Origin of the sequence: Streptomyces sp. NBC_01012 (assembly GCF_045162755.1) — a bacterium.
Lineage (GTDB): Bacteria > Actinomycetota > Actinomycetes > Streptomycetales > Streptomycetaceae > Streptomyces.
The window spans coordinates 4923236-4938035 of sequence record NZ_CP108688.1 but is presented as its reverse complement, the minus strand read 5'-3'; the positions used below and the strand labels follow the sequence as shown (position 1 = coordinate 4938035).

At 72.3% G+C, this 14800-nt stretch carries 11 protein-coding genes and 1 pseudogene; 10 read left to right on the top strand and 2 right to left on the bottom strand.

Going from position 1 to position 14800, the window contains the following annotated elements:
- Positions 1 to 59 precede the first annotated feature (59 nt).
- On the top strand, positions 60 to 434 hold the full coding sequence (locus OG623_RS22245) for a VOC family protein (protein WP_406148690.1): 375 nt from the start codon (positions 60 to 62) through the stop codon (positions 432 to 434).
- Between the two features lie 19 nt (positions 435 to 453).
- Here the strand turns inward: OG623_RS22245 and OG623_RS22240 are convergent, their stop codons facing one another.
- Positions 454 to 1395, bottom strand: a complete 942-nt coding sequence (locus OG623_RS22240; RefSeq protein ID WP_406148689.1) for an SDR family oxidoreductase — start codon at positions 1393 to 1395, stop codon at positions 454 to 456.
- Positions 1396 to 1709: 314 nt separating this feature from the next.
- Between OG623_RS22240 and OG623_RS22235 the strand changes: the two genes are divergently transcribed.
- The 8 genes and pseudogenes from OG623_RS22235 (at position 1710) to OG623_RS22200 (ending at position 13623) form a co-directional block, all read left to right on the top strand.
- Positions 1710 to 2558, top strand: a complete 849-nt coding sequence (locus tag OG623_RS22235; protein ID WP_406148688.1) for a helix-turn-helix transcriptional regulator — start codon at positions 1710 to 1712, stop codon at positions 2556 to 2558.
- 181 nt (positions 2559 to 2739) lie between these two features.
- Positions 2740 to 3324 (top strand): hypothetical protein, encoded by a 585-nt coding sequence (locus OG623_RS22230; RefSeq protein WP_406148687.1) that lies wholly within the window; start codon positions 2740 to 2742, stop codon positions 3322 to 3324.
- Between the two features lie 199 nt (positions 3325 to 3523).
- A pseudogene (locus OG623_RS22225) lies at positions 3524 to 4567 on the top strand (glycoside hydrolase family 5 protein); the annotation flags it as partial.
- Positions 4568 to 4707: 140 nt separating this feature from the next.
- Positions 4708 to 5076 (top strand): CU044_2847 family protein, encoded by a 369-nt coding sequence (locus tag OG623_RS22220; RefSeq protein ID WP_406148686.1) that lies wholly within the window; start codon positions 4708 to 4710, stop codon positions 5074 to 5076.
- A gap of 1 nt (position 5077) precedes the next feature.
- Positions 5078 to 7279 carry a trypsin-like peptidase domain-containing protein gene (locus tag OG623_RS22215; RefSeq protein ID WP_406148685.1) on the top strand — a complete coding sequence of 734 codons (2202 nt, stop codon included), beginning with the start codon at positions 5078 to 5080 and terminating at the stop codon, positions 7277 to 7279.
- Entirely contained in the window at positions 7276 to 8265 is a 990-nt protein-coding gene (locus OG623_RS22210; protein WP_406148684.1) for an AAA family ATPase, read from the top strand. The genes OG623_RS22215 and OG623_RS22210 overlap by 4 nt, the downstream gene beginning before the upstream one ends.
- Positions 8266 to 8267: 2 nt before the next feature.
- The gene (locus tag OG623_RS22205; RefSeq protein ID WP_406148682.1) at positions 8268 to 12044 is read left to right on the top strand and encodes an SAV_2336 N-terminal domain-related protein; all 3777 of its coding nucleotides are present in this window, start codon (positions 8268 to 8270) and stop codon (positions 12042 to 12044) included.
- A 256-nt stretch (positions 12045 to 12300) separates the two neighbouring features.
- On the top strand, positions 12301 to 13623 hold the full coding sequence (locus tag OG623_RS22200) for an SGNH/GDSL hydrolase family protein (protein ID WP_406151957.1): 1323 nt from the start codon (positions 12301 to 12303) through the stop codon (positions 13621 to 13623).
- 42 nt (positions 13624 to 13665) lie between these two features.
- Here the strand turns inward: OG623_RS22200 and OG623_RS22195 are convergent, their stop codons facing one another.
- Positions 13666 to 14028 carry a hypothetical protein gene (locus tag OG623_RS22195; protein ID WP_406148681.1) on the bottom strand — a complete coding sequence of 121 codons (363 nt, stop codon included), beginning with the start codon at positions 14026 to 14028 and terminating at the stop codon, positions 13666 to 13668.
- Positions 14029 to 14196: 168 nt separating this feature from the next.
- On the opposite strand from OG623_RS22195, the gene OG623_RS22190 reads away from it, so the two are divergent.
- Positions 14197 to 14790, top strand: coding sequence for a dihydrofolate reductase family protein (locus OG623_RS22190; RefSeq protein WP_406148680.1), 594 nt, complete (start codon positions 14197 to 14199; stop codon positions 14788 to 14790).
- Positions 14791 to 14800: the final 10 nt, after the last annotated feature.

Sequence of the window (14800 nt, the reverse complement as noted above, 5' to 3'; positions counted from 1 at the left end):
CGGCTCGGGAGCGATGGCAGGGGATGTGTGGTGCGGGTGGCCGGGGCAAGGTGGAAGGCATGACGACCACACTCGGCGCCTTTGTTCTCGGTACGCCCGATCCTCCCGCGCTGGCCGACTTCTACCGGGCCCTGCTGGGCTGGCAGGAGGTCGATCGTGGGCCGGAGTGGGTACGTCTGAGGGATCCCGCACGCGAACGCCCCGGCCTCAGCTTCCAGTTGGAGACCGATCACGTTCCTCCGGAGTGGCCGCAGCGCCCCGGCAGCCAGCAGATGCAGGCACACTTGGACATCCTGGTCGACGATCTGGAGGCGGAGACCGGACGGGCCTGCGCCCTGGGCGCGACGGTGCAGGAGTATCAGCCCGAGGACGACGTACGGGTTCTGCGAGACCCTCACGGCCACCCGTTCTGCCTCTTCCTTCCGGGCGCCTGAGGTCCGACGGAGGTCCGTCCTATCCCCAGGAGCCGGTACCCACGAGTTCCTCGGAGATCCGCCAGACCCGCTCAGCCTCATCGGTACTGCGCAGCCGGCTGTACAGCTTCTGCTCCGCCGGAGGGCCGCCCAGGTGCCCCGTCCAGCTCGGCCCGTAGAACCCGCCACCCGTGGCCTCGGGGGAAGTGGCGGCGTAGAGGGCGGGCAGCTGCGCCGTACGCACCGTGCCGACGATGATGCCGCCGGCGGACAGGGCGCGGATCAGGCGCACACCCAGCGTGTCCTTGGCGCGGCCGACTTCGGGGCGGGCGGCGAGCAAGCTCGTCGGCGCGACCCCGGGGTGGGCGAGGTTGCTCGTGATGCCCCAGCCGGCCGCTCGGCTGCGCCGGTCGAGTTCGAGGCCGAAGAGCCCGAAGGCGATCTTCGACTGGCTGTAGGCGCGCATGCCGCTGTAGGAACGCTCCCAGTTCAGGTCGTCCCAGTTGATGGCGTTGCCGTTCGCCGCGACGCTGATCTGGGACGTCACACGGGCCTGACCGGCTCGCAGCAGGGGCAGCAGGTGATGGACGAGGGCGAAGTGGCCCAGATGGTTGGTGCCGAACTGCAGCTCGAAGCCGTCGGCCGTGGTCTGCCGGTCGGGCGGGGTCATGACGCCGGCGTTGTTGATGAGCAGGTGGACGGGGCGGTCCTCGCCCAGCAGGGTCGCGCCGAGCTCGGCGACGGAGGCGAGCGAGGAGAGGTCGAGGGCGCGCAGCGAGACGTTCGCCCCGGGGTGCCGCTCGCGGATCCGGGCGACCGCCCCTTCGCCCTTACGTGGATTACGGACCGGCATGACGACCTCCGCGCCGGCGGCGGCCAGGTGCGTCGCGATGCCCAGCCCGATCCCGTCACTCGCTCCGGTGACGACAGCGCGCTTCCCCGTCAGGTCGGGAACGGTGATGTCGATGTCCTGGCGTGGCATGTCTGCACTCCCTCACATGTCGTTGCCTCCACCGTGACTCGGCGCCCCGGCCCCGTCCAGGGACTGCCGATCCACTGATACGCGCGGCCAGGCTACGGACGGCCCGCACGGGCAACGCCGGGACGCGCCTGCCGCAGAGGGGGATCGACGCTCCGTGGATATGCGGCGGCGCACGCGTTAGAAAGGGTGGGGAAGATCGCGGTACGAGAGGCATAGGTCCGGGAAGCGGCCTGGGGACACCGGCTGACGGCCCGGGGACGAGCGGCTGACGGCCCGGGAAGCGGTCCGGGGACGAGCAGCCAAGGAGAGGGCCCATGGAGATCGACCGGCCGGCGCTCGCGGCGTTCCTGCGCCGCCGCAGGGAGCTGCTGCAACCCGAGGATGTCGGCCTCCCGCGCGGACAGCGGCGCAGGACCAGCGGGCTGCGCCGCGAGGAGGTCGCCGAGCTCTGCCACATGTCGACCGACTACTACGCCCGGCTGGAGCGCGAGCGCGGCCCGCAGCCGTCCCAGCCGATGATCGCCTCGATCGCCCAGGGGCTGCACCTCTCCCTCGACGAGCGGAACCACTTGTTCCGGCTAGCCGGCCACACCCCACCCGTCCGGGGCACCGGCGCCGTCAGCGAGCACATCAGCCCCGGCCTGCTGCGCATCCTCGACCGGCTGGACGACACACCCGCCGAGGTCGTCACCGAGCTCGGCGAGACACTGCGGCAGACCCCGCTCGGCACGGCCCTCACCGGCGACGCGACCCGCTACACCGGCCCGGCGCGCAGCATCGGCTACCGCTGGTTCACCGACCCGGTCACCCGCGAGCTCTACGCACCGGAGGATCACGCGTTCCTCTCCCGGATGTTCGCGTCCGGCCTGCGCGAAGCGTCCGCCCTACGGGGCCCCGGCTCCCGGGCCGCCCACTACGCCGAGCTGCTCCTCGCCCGGAGCGACGAGTTCCGACGCGTGTGGGAGAAGCAGGAGGTCGGCATCCACCCGCACCACGTCAAGCACTTCATCCACCCCGAGGTCGGGGCCCTCGAACTGCACTGCCAGAACCTCCTCGACCCTGACCAGTCGCACCGCCTGCTCGTCTACACCGCCGTTCCGGGCAGCGAGAGCCACGACAGGCTGCGTCTCCTCTCGGTCATCGGCCCGCAGGCGCTGCGCTGACCCGGTGACCCGGTGAACTGCCGCCCCACTGCCCCCTCCCCGCGCACCGGTTCCGCGGTGGCGCACAGTGCTCGTCGCGGCCCGGGAACCGTCCGGTGCGGTTCCGTCGTCCTCACGCGCGAACTGCCGCGCGGCGCACAGTGGTTGCCGCGTGGACCACCCCACGTACACGAGGAGCAGCATGACCGTTCTCCAGGACTGCGCGAAGGGCGTCCTGATGCTCGCGCTCGTACTCGGAGCCACCACGGCCTGCCGCCCGTTCGCAGACAGTGACAGCGGGTCGAACGGCAGCCAGGGGGCCAGGGACTGGAAGGTCGGCGACTGCGCGGGGCCGGACACGAGCGAGTCGAAGGACGGCTTCCAGGGGCTCGACTGCGATGACCCGAAGGCGACGATCAAGGCGCTGGAGGTCAAGGACGGCGAGATCTTCGCAGGAGCTGTCGAGTGCCCGGCCGGAACCGACGAGATCATCTCGGTGAAGGTGTCCTTCGGCGGCAGTTCCGGTGGCGGCATCCCCAGCAAGACCATCTGCGGCCGTAACCTCTCCGGCGACCACCCCGGAGACGCGGGCGCGGGCGGCGGTCAGCTGGTGGTGGGCGACTGCGTGAGCGACGAGGCGGAGGAGGTGGCCTGCGCGAGCGGCGGGAGCAAGGTCATCGCCCTGACCAAGACCGCCGACGAGTGCCCGGCGGAAGCGGACGCCCCCATCGAACTCTTCCCGAGCCCGGGCCGCCCGTACGACGCGATCTGCGTCAGCAGCACCTGAGCACCTGACACGGGCCGCGGGCGGCGGGCCGCGGCCCGCCGCACAGTCCGCCGAAGGGCATCGAAGTCCGTCGAAGTCCATCGAAGGGCGTCGAAGCATGCACGAAGTCTTGACGTGACCCTGTCGAGATGGGTTTATGGGAGCGCTCCCACATCATCCGATGTTTGCGTCACCCGGCACCCACCCCACTGGAGTCGCAGTGAGATCAGCAACGAGTACGGCACGCAAGAGCCCCTTGACCGCCTTGATGAAGGGCCTGGCCGCCCTTCTCGGCGTCGTCCTGCTGGGCGCGCTCGGCCCCGCCGCCGCGCAGGCCAGGCCCGCGCAGCCGGACATCGCCGCCACCGGTCTGCACATCAGCGACGGCCGTCTGCTGGAGGGCAACGGCAACGACTTCGTCATGCGCGGCGTCAACCACGCGCACACCTGGTACCCGGGTGAGACGCAGTCGCTGGCCGACATCAAGGCCTTCGGCGCGAACACCGTCCGCGTCGTGCTCTCCGACGGCCACCGCTGGACGGAGAACGGCCCCGAGGAAGTCGCGGGGATCGTCGACGACTGCAAGACCAACCGGCTGATCTGCGTCCTGGAGGTGCACGACACCACCGGTTACGGCGAGGACGCCGAGGCGGGCACCCTCGACCAGGCGGCCGACTACTGGGTCGGCCTCAAGGACGTACTCGCGGGTCAAGAGGACTACGTCATCATCAACATCGGCAACGAGCCCTGGGGCAACACCGACCCGGCCGGCTGGACCGCGCCCACGACCGCCGCCGTCCAGAAGCTGCGCGACGCGGGCTTCGCCCACACGATCATGGTGGACGCGCCCAACTGGGGCCAGGACTGGGAGGGCGTCATGCGCGCCAACGCCCAGGCCGTGTACGACGCCGACACCACGGGCAACCTGATCTTCTCGATCCACATGTACAGCGTCTACAACACGGCCGAGGCGGTCACCGACTACCTGAACGCGTTCGTGGACGCCGGACTTCCCCTGCTCATCGGCGAGTTCGGCGGCCCCGCCGACCAGTACGGCGACCCGGACGAGGACACCATGATGGCCACCGCCGAACAGCTCGGCCTCGGCTATCTGGCGTGGTCCTGGAGCGGCAACACCGACCCGATCCTCGACCTGGCCATCGACTTCGACCCGAACCGGCTGAGCTCATGGGGCGAGCGCGTCTTCAACGGCGCGAACGGCATCACCCAGACCTCGCAGGAGGCAACCGTCTTCGGTGGCGGCGTCAACAACACGGACTGAGCCGGGCTCTTCCGTCGGCCGGCGGGGCTCTCATGCCCCGCCGGCCGGTCCCCGTGTCCGTCGTACGGATCAGCTCTTCCCAATCGCGCCTACGCACAGGTCCGTTGGGAGAGGATTACTGCGTGTCAGACTTCATGGAATTCGAGTTCGACGACGGTTCGTCGCTGGCCCTCCAGGTGTTCCCTGCGGCCGTCCCGGCCGAGGGATCGGCACCCGGCTTCGGCATGTCGGCGCCGGTGGCCCGGGGGTCGCGGCTGGGAGCGGTGGCCGGAACCGCGTTGCGGGGCGTCATGGCTCCCCTGGTTCCGCTCCTCCAGCAGGTCCGTGACACGGCGGCCGCCGTCCCCGATCCTCCCGACGAGATCTCGGTCAGCTTCGGGGTACGGGTCGGGCACGACCTCAAGCTGGGGGTCGTGGGTGTCGGGGGCGAGGCGACGCTGACCGTCACCGCCAACTGGCACCTGGGACAGCAAGCCACCACGGACGGCTGAGATGCTCGGACGGGGGAATCGTGACGCATCCGGCGAGGACGCCGCGCGGCTGTCCCTGGTGTCGGTCCTGAGCCCGAGCACCGCACGCGTCGTGGGCAGCGGTGTCTACGTGGGCGGGCGGCGGCTGCTGACGTGCGCCCACGTGGTCAACGAGGCCTTGGGCCGTGCCATGTTCAGCCGGCACGCCCCGGGGGACGCCTCTCTGCGGGTGGGCTTCCCGTGCCTGCCCGAGGGGCCCGACCTCGCGGCACGGCTCGTGGCGTGGAAGCCCGCACACCGGGCGGGGGCACCCGGCATCCCCGCGTTGCTCGGCGAGCCCCTCTGGGGCGGCGATCTGGCCGTACTGGAACTGGCGGAGGAGCCCGGCGAGCCCGTGGCACCCGCGCCCTGGCAGTACATGGACCGGGGTCAGGAGGTCCGCGCGTGGTACGGCGACGGCGCGTCGTTCACCTACGCCGACAGCAACGTCGGCGCGGTGCACCAGGACCACGGTTTCGTCGACGGTGCGCCGCGCGGTGCCGCGATCGGCCCCGGCTACAGCGGAGGGCCGCTGTGGTGCGAGAAGGAGCGGGCGGCCGTCGGGCTCGTCCTCGGGGTGATGTCGCCGCCGGACGGGCCCTTCCGCGCCGAGAACGTACAGCGCCGCGCCATCGTCGCGCCGTGGCAGAGCGTCGAACGGTTCCTGGCCGCGCAGGAGATGACGGCCGGCCCGGCGCCCGGTGACACCGGCCGGCTCCCGCCCAGGGCGGTCGCCCCTGTCCTGCGGCACAAGCTCCACAAGGTCGTCCTGAGTCTGCTGCCGGACGAGGAGCAGCGTCTGCGCCACACCCACCGGGTGCTCTCGGCCCTCGGGCTGCCGGGCGACACCGCGGCCGACGCCTCGGTGGCCGCGCTGGTGGACCTGGTGCTGACCCGGCCCCGCGCTGCGGCCGTCCTCACCGACGAACTGCCCGGCAGGCTGCGCGAAACCGCGCTGAAGCTGCTGTCGCTGTGCCGTGGTGCGCTGGTCCCCGGCATCCTCACCCCGCTGGAGCTGGCGTCCCTGCTGGCCCTGCTGGACGGGGAGCCCGGCAGGCTGCTGGAGGAGGCCGCGCGTGACGCGCTGGTCAACACCACCTTCTGGGACGAGCCGCTCGACTCGCTCAGGGGCGACCCGGACGACGCCGTACGGAGTCTCGTGCTCGCCCTGGAGAACTACTGGGGTGACAGCGCGTCCACCGACACCCCGCACCGGGTGCCCGCCCTGCTGACGGCGGTGGAGTACGTCGCCGCGCTCACCGATCCCGGGCAGCGGCGCGAGCTGCGCGAGTGGGTCGCGGCGGTGGCGGAGAGGACCGGTGTGCACGAGTCGGTCCTGCTGTCCCGGCGCACCGACGCGGAGGACTGGGCCCGCGCCCGGCGGTCCCGTACGGCACCCGCGGAGCCGCGGGTGACCGTGCAGCTCGCCCGGGACCCGTCGGGCGGGCATCGCTGCACCGTCTGGTACGACTCCGGCACCGGGCAGGACGGCGCCTTTCGGCTGGTGCGGGCGGACGACGATCCGCGTGGGTCCCAGGAGGTGGCCCGGCTGGTCCAGGACGTCCTCCTGCGCGAGGTTCCCGCCGCGGTGCGGGTGCGCAGCTCGCCGCTGGTCGAGTTCCTGGTCGAGCCGGAGGATCTGGACCTGCCGGTGGACCGTTGGGACGACGGTGACTCGGACGGTGGCTTCCCGTCCGTCCTGGGCGTGGAGTACGCCGTCGTGGTGCGGTGCCCGGAGCTGCGCACGCAGTCGCTGAAGAGGCTCAGGGCCTGGGAGACCAGATCGGTGGGATTCCCCGCGGGCGGGTTCGCCCGGCTCATGCCCGAGCACAGCGAGCCGGAACACGTGTACAAGCTCCTGCACCAGGACCAGAAGACCGGCCGCCTCGCCGTCGGCTGTGCGCCTGAGCACCGGCCCACGCTCCAGGTCGTCTGTCTGGCACACGGCATCCCCGTCGTGCTGTGGGACCGCAACGACTCACCGCGGCGGATCGACCAGCTCACCGCTCTCATGCTCAACGGCCACCCGCGGAGCCTGCCCGAGCGTGTCCGGGCGCACCGGGCCCGGTCGTTGGGGGGATCCCGCGCGGACACGGTGGCCCCCGTACTGGTGTGGGACGACGCGTCCCGCACTCCGCCCGAGCCCTACTGGAGCGACCCGTCCTGGGAGGACGCGACCTCATGACGGCAGCAGATCACCTCACGCCGCAAGACCCCGACGGCTGGCGGCTCTTCCGCGGGGAAGGGCCGCCGCGCCAGGTGACGATGCCGGCCGCGCCGCCGTGGCGGCGGTTCGGCGGGCAGGACACGGCCGGGTCCGAGGCCGGCGCCCCCAGGGCCCCGCGCCCGTACCTGATCGGACCGACCCAGCGGGACATCGTCAACGCGGCCCTGCATCTGCGCAGGCCGCTGCTGGTCACCGGTCATCCGGGCACCGGCAAGTCGTCGCTGGCCCATGCCGTGGCCCATGAGCTCTCGCTGGGCCCCGTGCTGCGATGGCCGGTCAACAGCCGGTCCACGCTGGCCGATGCGCTGTACCGGTACGACGCGGTGGGCAGGCTCCGCGAGACCAATCTCCGGCACGACGCGGCCGACACCGTCCCGGGCATCGGTCACTTCATCCGGCTCGGCCCGCTCGGCACGGCCCTGGTGGCGGACCGGCGCCCCCGTGTGCTGCTCGTGGACGAGCTCGACAAGGGTGACGTCGACCTGCCCAACGACCTGCTGACGGTGTTCGAGGAGGGCGAGTTCGAGATCCCCGAGCTCTCCCGGCTGCCACCCGGTGAGGACGACATCGAGGTCCACAGCTCGCGGGGCGGCGACACCGTGACCGTCCACCGGGGGGTGGTGCGCTGCCAGGAGTTCCCTGTCGTGGTCATCACGAGCAACGGTGAGCGGGAGTTCCCGCCCGCCTTCCTGCGGCGCTGTCTGCGGCTGGACCTGCCGGACCCCGACGAGGAACGGCTGCGCGCCATCGTGGCCGCCCATCTGGGTGCGGACGCCCTGCCCCGGGTGGACGATCTTGTACGGGCGTTCCTGGCCAGGCGTGCACCGGGCGAGCTGGCCACGGACCAGCTGCTGAACGCGGCGTTCCTGCGCCTCGGCGGGGTCGATCTGGACGCCGAGGGGCTGCTGGAAGCGGTGTTGCACCGGCTGGGGGGTGCTCTGTAGCCGTGCCTGACCGTCTGCTCTCCCTGCTGCGGGACGTCGGATTCGACGTCACCGCCGAGGAGCTGGCCGACTGCCTGTGGCTGGCGGAGCGGATGCCTGCCGATGCGCCGTTGGCAGCGGCCATGGGTCTGCTGGGCGGGGGCGCCCGTCCGCCCGGCGCGGCGCGGGAACCCGGCGTCCCTCCCCCGGCCGCGTGGGCGGAGGAGAAGGAGAGCACCAGCGGGCCCGATGCTCCGGGGGACGAGCCCGCGCCGGCCGGCCTGCACGCGTCGGCGGCCCCGCCGGCGGATGGCTCAGAGGCGGAGGGCTACGCCGGTTCCTCCGAGGCCCCCGGCCGGGACGACGACCCCGCTGCCCCGGAGCCCGGACCTGCGCAGACGGAACCCGCAGAACCCCCGGAACCCGCAGAACCCGCGGAGGACCGGAGCGCCGCGCTGCCCGTGCGCATCCCCCATCCGCACGCGCTCGCCCTGCCGTTGCGCACGGCTCGCGCGCTGCGACCGCTGAAGCAGTACCGCCCGCACCCGTCGGCCGAGGAGCTGGACGAGGCGGAGACCGCGGCGCGGATCGCCCACTCCGGGCTGCTCGACGTGGTGACACGCCCCGCCCGTGACCGCTGGCTGGACCTCACGGTCGTCGTCGACGACGGTGTCTCGATGCTCCTGTGGCAGCAGCTCTGCTCGGAGCTCAACTCGCTGCTGGCCCACATCGGCGCCTTCCGTCAGATCCGTACGTACGGACTGCGCCTGAGGCCGGGGCAGGCGCCGCGGATCAGCTCACGCCCCTTCGTGCCGGACGCGCCGACGGTCTCCGCCGAGGTGCTCACCGACCCTTCGGGCCGGACCATGACGCTGGTGATCTCCGACGGGGCGGGCCCCGGGTGGCGTACGGGTGCCATGCGGGCCGTGCTGTCCCGCTGGGCGGCGCACAGCCCCACCGCGGTGATCCACACGCTGCCGCCCCGCATGTGGCGGGGTTCCGGGCTGCCGACCCGCCGCTGGTCGGTCAGGGCGCCCGGACCCGGGGCCGCCAACTCCACGTGGCGGGTGCGGGATCCGGTGCTGCCGGAGGCGCTCTCCTCGTTCGGCACGACGCCCGTCCCGGTCCTGACGCCGTCACCCCAGTCGTTCGCCGACTGGGCCCGGGTCACCGCGGGCGAAGGCTCCGGAGGCGTGCTCGCCCTGTGGGACGCGGACACGGCGGAACGGCAGCGCCCGTCGGGTGTCCGGGCCCGTTCACACACGAAGCAGCCGCCCCGGCGTGTCCGGCCCGACGCGGAGGTGCAGCGGTTCCGCCGGGCCGTCTCGCCGGAGGCCTACCGTCTGGCGGCCCATCTCGCGGCGGTCTCACCGCTCACGATCCCGGTGATGCGCCTCGTCGTCCACTCCCTTCCGCGCCCGGTCACCACGGCCCATCTGGCCGAGGTGTTCCTGAGCGGCATGCTGCGCCCGGCGGAGGCGGGACACGGGCCCCCGACCGCCGATGTCCTGCCCCAGCAGCGTGTCTTCGCGTTCACCAGCGACTCCCGGGACATCCTTCTGGACGCCGTCCCCACCACCGAGGTCCTCGCCTCCACCCGCCGGGTGTCCGAGCACATCGCCGAACTGGTGGGCCGTTCACCGGACTTCCCGGCATGGCTGGACCGCCCCGACGGGACGAGCCGGCTGCCCGACGACAGCAGCGCCTTCGCCTGGCTGAGCCCGGCGCTCCAGGACCGCCTGGGGCTGACCGGGCTGTCGGCGCAGGAGTGGACCGAACAGCCGACGCTGCCCCGGGAGATCCGGCTCAGCCCGCCGGGGAGCATCTACCCGCAGTTCCCGCTCGTGGGTTACTCGGCGGCGAGCACCACCTGGTCCGCCGTCGACAGCGGATCCCTCGCCACCCTCGGGGGGTACCGGCTCACCGGACAGGCCGGCCAGCCCGGCGGTCCTTCGCTGTTCGCCGGGTCCAAGGGCAAGGAGCAGGCGGTGATCCGGGCCTCGTCGACGCACCCCCGGAGCATGGCCGAGGTCCGCCGTGAGGCCCTTGCCATCGCCCGGTTCGACCACCCCTGTCTCCCGTCGCTCCTCGATGCCGCCTTCGACTCCGGCACCTTCTGGGCCGCCGCCACCGGCGCCCTCAACCGGCTGGGCCAAGGAGCCCCGGCGCTGCGGGCCGTAGCGCAGTCGCTGCGGGTCCACGAGACCTTCGGCACGGACCTGATCCTGGTGCTCGGCCAGCGGCTCGCCTCGGCCCTCGACCACAGTCACCACGCGGGCATCGTGCACGGCCATCTGTCGGCGGACCGTGTCCTGCTCACGCTCGACGGACCGCTGCTCATCGGCTGGCACCGCTCCGAGACGGCCGCCCCCGGCACCGCACCGACGCCGGGCCGGACGGCCGGGGACGTACGCGCGCTCGCCGCCCTGCTCGGCCTCCTCGGGTCCCGTACAGACTGGCACCCGTCCGGCACGAGGAGGTACGAACCTCTGCTGACCGACGGCGAGGACGCGCCTGAGGTGGGCCGGGCACTCCTCGACGAGATCTCCGACCCGTCCCTGGCCGCCGTCCTCAGCCCGTTCCTGACGCTCCCGACACACCACCGGGCGATGACGGCGGAGTCCATGCTGGCCGCCTTCCGCGACCGCGTCCCCCGGGACGCGTTCCTCCAGCCGTTCTCCTGGTGGCTGCCCGCGAGTACGGCGACCGTCATCGACCACGCCAGGCTCGACCTGTCCTCCAGAGCGGCGCCCGGTCCACAGGTCCTGCTGGCGGCGCGACTCCCGCTCGGCGCCGAGGTTCCGCTTCCGGACGGGGAGGCTTCGCCTGCGGGCGGGGATGTTCCGCTTCCTGGCGGGGAGCCGACCGCGAATGACCGGCCGTACGAGACGCACGAGCCGGGACGCCGCGGCCGGCAGCTCACGAAGTGGTTCCGCCTGCCCGGCCGCCCCGAGCAGGTCTCACGCCATGTCCTGCGCCGCCGCACCAGGGCGGGCAAGGAGACCGTCATCCGTCCGTTCGGCGACAGGCCGGGCCGTCTCGCCGTGGTGTTCGGCGCGGGCCCGGGCACCGGACGGTCGACCGTGGCCGTGCAGCTCGCCTCCGCTCTCGCCGCGGCGACCCCCGCGTCCCGGCGGCCCCCCGTGCTGATGCTGCCGTTCGCCCCCGCCGCGCACGTGCTCGGCTACCGCATGGTGGCCGACGAGGACACCGCGTACGGGCGCGGTCTCCCCGACCACCGGGTGTCCGCGATGCTCTCCCCCGCCGACATCCGGCTCTCACCCACCGGGGTCTGGGTGACGCTCAAGGACTCCAACCGCGCGGACTTCGTCCACCAACACGCGCCGGCCGGTCAGCCCCCGCCCTCGGCGCGCGAACACCGGGACATCCTCGCCCGCATGCGCAGGATGGGCACCCTCGTGGTCGACTTCAGCGGCGACTTCGCACCGCCAGGACCGTCGCTGCGCGGCACCTTCGGCGAGGCCGACCGTCTCGTCGTCACCTGCTCCGGCGACCCGGACCAGGTGGCCGAGACCGCCGGCCGGCTGGACTGGCTCGCCGGGCACCGTCATGCCTCGCTCGTGTCCGACGCCCTCCTGGTCCTCTCCGACCTCACGGGGACCGCCGCCGGCCGGTCCGAACTCGACGAGGCGGAACGACGGTTGGGCCCCCTCGTGGGGGACCTGGTACGCATCCCGTACGAGGCGGCCCTGCGGGACGGCGGTCTGGTCGACCACTCGGCGCTCGGGCCCCTGACGCGGAAGGCGTTCGGGAAGGCCGCCCGAGACCTCTTCGGCTGAACCCGCGCCTCGTAGCTGCGCGGCCCGTGGGGCCGGTAGAGCCTGTGGGGCCTCTGAAGCCTGTGAGGCGGCCGTGGGCCCTCTGGAACCGACGAAAGTTTTCGAAGCTTTCGGAGCATTGACCGAAAATTGTCGGACCGGCTAGCCTGCCGCTCGAATCCCCGGACGTCACCGAAGTCGCCCCACACATCCCCGGGTTCACCCATGCTTCCCCCACCCAGCCAGAGGGAGCACCACCGTGATCCGAAGATCGTCGATGTTCAGCCTGTTCGCCGCCGCCGCGCTCACCGCAGCCCTCGTGACCCCCGCGCTCGGCGCCGGTGAGGGCCACGGTCCCGGCAGCTCACCGGCGCCCGGCGAGCGCAACGCCCGCTGGGTGAGCACCTGGACGTCCATGCCGCAGCTGACGGAGCCGGACAACATGCCCCCGGCACCGTTCACCGAGGACGACTCGGTCCTGACGGACGCCACACTGCGCCAGACGGTCCACGTCTCCGCCGGCGGTGAGCACATACGGCTCCGCTTCTCGAATGCTTTCGGTGACGTCGTGCTGCCGATCACCAAGGTGTCCGTCGCCCCGCCCCTCGACGGCAAGGCGGGAAGCAGCGCGGTGGAGGCCGGGAGCACGCGGCCCGTGACCTTCCAGGGGCGTTCCTCCGTCTCGGTCCCCGCCGGCGCCCAGGCGGTCTCCGACCCGCTGGACTTCACGCTCGCGCCGGGTTCCGACCTGACGGCGACGGTGTATCTGGCGAACGGTCAGGCGTCCACGTCCATCACCTCGCACCCCGGCTCCCGTACGACGTCCTATCTGCGCTCCGGTGACCATGTGGGCGACGCGGACCTGCCCGGGGCCACGCCCACCGACCACTGGTACTTCCTCAGCGGCGTCGAGGTCTGGTCCAGGAGCACCACATCGGCGGCCGTCGTGCTCGGCGACTCACTCACCGACGGCCGGGGCTCCACGACCAACATGAACGACCGCTGGCCCGATCTGTTGCAGAAGCGGCTGAGGGCCGGGGCCGCCACGTCGAAGGCGGCCGTGGTCAACCAGGCGGCCGGCGGGAACCGGCTGCTGAACGACGGCCTCGGCCCCAACGTCCTGGCACGGCTCGACCGTGACGTCCTGGCCCAGAGCGGTGTGGACTGGCTGCTCGTCTTCGAGGGCATCAACGACATCGGCACGGCCGAGGCCACCCCGGCCGCCCAGAAGCAGGTCGCGGCCGATGTCATCGCCGCGTACGAGCAGATCGTCACCCGCGCCCACACCCAGGGCATCCGCGTGTACGGGGCGACGCTGACCCCGATGGGCGGCAACACGGACTACGACGACCCGGACGGCCACCGCGAGCAGGCACGGCAGACCGTCAACACCTGGATCCGTACGAGCGGGCGCTTCGACAGCGTGATCGACTTCGACCGGGCCGTCCGCGACCCGCGGGAGTCCAGGCAGCTCCAGGAGGCGCTGGACACCGGCGACCATCTGCATCTCACCCCCGCCGGATACGGCACGATGGCCGACGCGGTCCCCACCCGGCTGTTCCGCCAGGCTCCGCTCCCCAAGGGCTTCGGCTACAACTGACGGCGGAGCGCGGCACGGTGACTCCCACGGCGCCGGCGGAGCTCATCCGCCGGCGTCGAGCCTGCTGACGACACGTCGGAGCTCGCGTGCCCCACGCGGCGACAGCGCCCCCAGCACCGTGTCGAGGAGCTCCCGTGCCTCCAGTGGGTCGCCGCAGCAGTCCCAGTGGGAGTTGCCGAGCTCGTCGTCCCGCCAGAGGGCGCCCAGCGGCTGCCGCATGTGCTGCCTCCAGCCGCGCACGGCCTCGGCGACCTCGCCGGGCGAGAGGTAGTTGCGGCTCAGTTCCAGGCGGGCGATCTCGGCGAGCGTGCGCGAGGAGACGCCGTCGATGACGGTGTTCGCTCGGTGCGGTCGGCGGTCGTACACCCGGCCTCTGCGGAGGTGTCCTGCGCGGTTACGCGGCATGGACCTTTCGGTTGGTCGTCATGCCGCACATGGTGCCATGCGTACGGGCGTCCGTCCCGAGGATTTCGCCCCGAGGATCACGTCCGGAGAATTCCCCCGCACCGATGACTTCCCCGGTGTGCGGCAGTCTCACAGTCACACATCCGGATCGGACCAAGGAGCGAAGCCGTGCGTATCGTCATCAGCGAGTTCATGAGCCTGGACGGGGTCGTGCAGGCGCCCGGAGGGCCCGAGGAGGACACCGAGGGCGGCTTCACACAGGGCGGCTGGACGCACCCGTACTTCGACGAGGTGGTGGGCGGTGCGTTCGACGCCGCGCTGGGCGACGCCGACGCACTGCTCTTCGGCCGGCGCACCTGGCAGAACATGGCTGCGGCGTGGCCGGAGCGGGCGGGCGACCCCTTCGCCGACCGGATGAACTCCATCCCGAAGTACGTCGTTTCCAGCACCCTCGGCGACGACAAGCTGACCTGGTCCCACACCACGCGCATCCCCGGTGACACGGCCGTCGGCCGCATCCGGGAGCTGCGCGCGGCCGAGGGCCGCGACCTGCTGGTCATGGGCAGCCCCACGCTCGCCCGCACCCTTCTGCACGAGGGGCTGGCCGACGAGCTCCGCCTCATGATCATGCCGGTGGTCGTCGGGGGCGGTAAGACGATCTTCCCCGGTGACGGTGCGCTGCGCCCGCTCGAACTGGTCTCCACGGCGATCAGTGGCACGGGCGTACATGTCTGCACCTACCGGGCCGCCGACCAGGCGTAGGGGGTGTCCG

Coding starts and splice junctions, on each gene's coding strand:
- OG623_RS22210 (WP_406148684.1), top strand. CDS start 7,276: ATGACGGCAGCAGATCACCTCACGCCGCAAGACCCCGACGGCTGGCGG.
- OG623_RS22235 (WP_406148688.1), top strand. CDS start 1,710: ATGGAGATCGACCGGCCGGCGCTCGCGGCGTTCCTGCGCCGCCGCAGG.
- OG623_RS22215 (WP_406148685.1), top strand. CDS start 5,078: ATGCTCGGACGGGGGAATCGTGACGCATCCGGCGAGGACGCCGCGCGG.
- OG623_RS22230 (WP_406148687.1), top strand. CDS start 2,740: ATGACCGTTCTCCAGGACTGCGCGAAGGGCGTCCTGATGCTCGCGCTC.
- OG623_RS22200 (WP_406151957.1), top strand. CDS start 12,301: ATGTTCAGCCTGTTCGCCGCCGCCGCGCTCACCGCAGCCCTCGTGACC.
- OG623_RS22245 (WP_406148690.1), top strand. CDS start 60: ATGACGACCACACTCGGCGCCTTTGTTCTCGGTACGCCCGATCCTCCC.
- OG623_RS22240 (WP_406148689.1), bottom strand. CDS start 1,395: ATGCCACGCCAGGACATCGACATCACCGTTCCCGACCTGACGGGGAAG.
- OG623_RS22195 (WP_406148681.1), bottom strand. CDS start 14,028: ATGCCGCGTAACCGCGCAGGACACCTCCGCAGAGGCCGGGTGTACGAC.